This is a genomic window from Frankia sp. CoWAU3, from assembly GCF_977971855.1.
In genome coordinates this window covers 3221-5961 of sequence record NZ_CDWWXB010000018.1, presented here as the reverse complement: position 1 = coordinate 5961, position 2741 = coordinate 3221, and the positions used below count along the sequence as shown (strand labels likewise).

Sequence of the window (2741 nt, the reverse complement as noted above, 5' to 3'; positions counted from 1 at the left end):
CCACTGTTCCACCGATCCCCGGCCTCGCCGACGCCGAACCGTGGGACAACCGGACCGCGACCGGCGCGCGGAAGGTCCCGCACCGCCTCGTGGTGCTTGGCGGCGGCGCCGTGGGGGTGGAACTGGCCCAGGCCTTCCGCCGGCTCGGTAGCGCGGAGGTGACCTTGATCGAGGGGTCACCCCGGCTGCTCGTCCGGGAGGAGGAGTTCGTCGGCGAGCAGTTGCGGGCCGCCTTCGAGGCGGCCGGCATCACGGTGCGGCTCGGAAGCCGGGCGGTCGAGGTCCGCCGGGCCCGGACGGGACCGGACGGCCCGGCCGGGCCGGTGACCGTCACGGTGGAGTCGGCTGAGTCGGGTGAGCGGCGGCCGCGCCGCGATGCCGTGGTCGCCGACGAGATTCTGGTCGCCGTCGGGCGCACCCCGGCGACCGGCGATCTGGGCCTGGAGACAGTGGGCCTGCAACCCGGGCGGTTCATCGAGGTCGACGACCGGCTCCGCGCGGTCGGCGTGGCGGGGGACTGGCTCTACGCGGTCGGCGACGTCTGCGGCCGCGCGCTGCTCACCCACATGGGCAAGTACCAGGCCCGGCTGGCGGCCGACGTCATCACTGGCCGCCGGGACCTCGCCGGCGCTCCCGTGCGCGACCTGGCCGACCCGGCGGCCGTCCCGCGGGTGACCTTCACCGATCCGCAGGTCAGCGCGGTCGGACTGACCGAGCGGGCCGCGCGGGAGGCCGGGATCGCCGTGCGGGCCGTGAGCGTGCCGACCGGATCGGTGGCCGGCGCGTCGGTGCGGGGGGAGGAGATCACGGGCACGTCGAAGATCGTCGTGGACGAGGCCCGCCGGGTGCTCGTGGGAGCAACCTTCACCGGTCCGGACACCCAGGAGATGGTGCACGCGGCCACGATCGCGATTGTCGGAGAGGTGCCGTTGGAGCGGCTGTGGCACGCGGTCCCGTCGTTCCCGACAGTCAGCGAGGTCTGGCTGCGACTGTTGGAGGTATACGGATGACGTCGTTGCGTGGACGTCGTTGCGCGGACCGCGGCACCGAACCGCCTGGGCGGGGCCGCGGATCGGGTTGGCCGAGCCTTCAGGGTGGTCCGCCGGTCGCAGCCGGGGCGCGGTGGTTCGTCCGGCCCAGCCGGCGCACGTCGGGCGCGCCGAGCCGGGCCGCGTCGGCGGTCGCGTCGTCGGCTTGCCGCTGGGAGGCACGTTCGGCCTCCACCCGGGCGAGGTAGTGCGCGACCTCGCGGGCGCGGGTCGCCTGGTCCCAGCCGAGCACGGGGGCGATGAGATCGGCCACGTGCTCGGCGGCCTCCACCCCCCGGTCGATGGTCTCGATCGAGACGCGGGTCCGCCGGGTGAGCACGTCCTCCAGGTGCAGCGCCCCCTCGTGGGAGGCCGCGTAAACCGCCTCCGCGGCCAGGTAGGTCGATGCCCCGCGCAGCGGCTGGGCGAGATCCGGCCGCGTCTCGATGAGGTCCAGAAGCTCCTCGGTGAGGGTGCCGTAGCGGTGCAGGAGGTGCTCGATCCAGCCGACGTGCAGCCCCGCGCGGCGGGCGAGGGTCTCCCGGGCGTTCCACAGCGCGGGGAACCCGTCCGCGCCGAGCAACGGGATCTTCTCGGTGCACGACGGCGGCACCGCCCGGTTCATGCCGTGCACGGCCGCGTCGACGGCGTCGGCGGCCATCACCCGGTAGGTCGTGTACTTCCCGCCGGCGACCATCGTCAGCCCGGAGAGGGGGCTGACCACGGCATGCTCGCGGGACAGCCGCGAGGTGTCCTCGGACTCCCCGGCGAGCAGCGGGCGCAGCCCGGCGTACACCCCGGTGATGTCCGCCGCCGTGAGCGGCGTGCGCAGCACCCGGTTGACCGTGCCGAGCAGGTAGTCGATGTCGGCGCTGCTGGCCGCCGGATGGGCGAGGTCGAGGCCGAGGCTCCAGTCGGTGTCGGTGGTGCCGATGATCCAGTGGCTGCCCCACGGGATGACGAACAGCACGCTCTTCTCGGTGCGCAGGATCAGGCCGGTGACGCCATGGATGCGGTCGCGGGGCACGACGATGTGCACTCCCTTGGAGGCCCGGACCGACAGCTGGCCACGCCCGCCTACCATCGCCTGGATCTCGTCGGTCCACACCCCGGCGGCGTTGATCGTCTGGCGGGCCCGCAGCTCGATCTCGGCGCCCGACTCGAGGTCACGCACCCGCACGCCGGCGACCCGGTCGCCCTCCCGCAGGAAGCCGGTGACCCGCGCGCTGGTCGCGATGAGCGCCCCGTAGCGAGCAGCGGTCCGCGCGACGAACACGGTGTGCCGTGCATCGTCGACCTGGCCGTCCCAGTACTGGATCGCGCCGACGAGGGCGTCCGGGCGCAGCGACGGGAACTCCCGCAGCGCAGCCTTGCGGGTCAGGTGCCGGTGATGGGGCATGGTGGCGTCGCCGCCCGGCCCGACGCGGGCCAGCCCCTGCCCGAGGGTGTCGTAGAGCAGCACGCCACTGCCGATGTAGGCACGTTCCCAACCGTGGCGGGTCAACGGCAGCAGGAACGGGATGGCCCGGACCAGATGGGGCGCGAGCGTGTCCAGCATGAGGGAGCGCTCCCGCAGCGCCTCCCGGACCAGCGGGGCGTTGAGCTGCTCGAGATACCGCAGCCCGCCGTGGATGAGCTTGCTCGACCGGCTGGACGTGCCGGCGGCGAGGTCGCGCGCCTCGACCAGGGCGACGGACAGGCCCCGGGTCACCG

The 2741-nt window shown here is 74.0% G+C and carries 2 protein-coding genes; one reads left to right on the top strand and one right to left on the bottom strand.

Going from position 1 to position 2741, the window contains the following annotated elements; genetic code table 11:
• On the top strand, positions 1-1010 hold a 1010-nt coding region (locus AC08ON_RS03610), incomplete at its 5' end, for an FAD-dependent oxidoreductase (protein WP_476616447.1).
• Between the two features lie 79 nt (positions 1011-1089).
• Here the strand turns inward: AC08ON_RS03610 and AC08ON_RS03605 are convergent.
• Positions 1090-2741, bottom strand: a 1652-nt coding sequence (locus AC08ON_RS03605) for a glycerol-3-phosphate dehydrogenase/oxidase (protein ID WP_476616446.1), incomplete at its 5' end; no start/stop codon positions are given.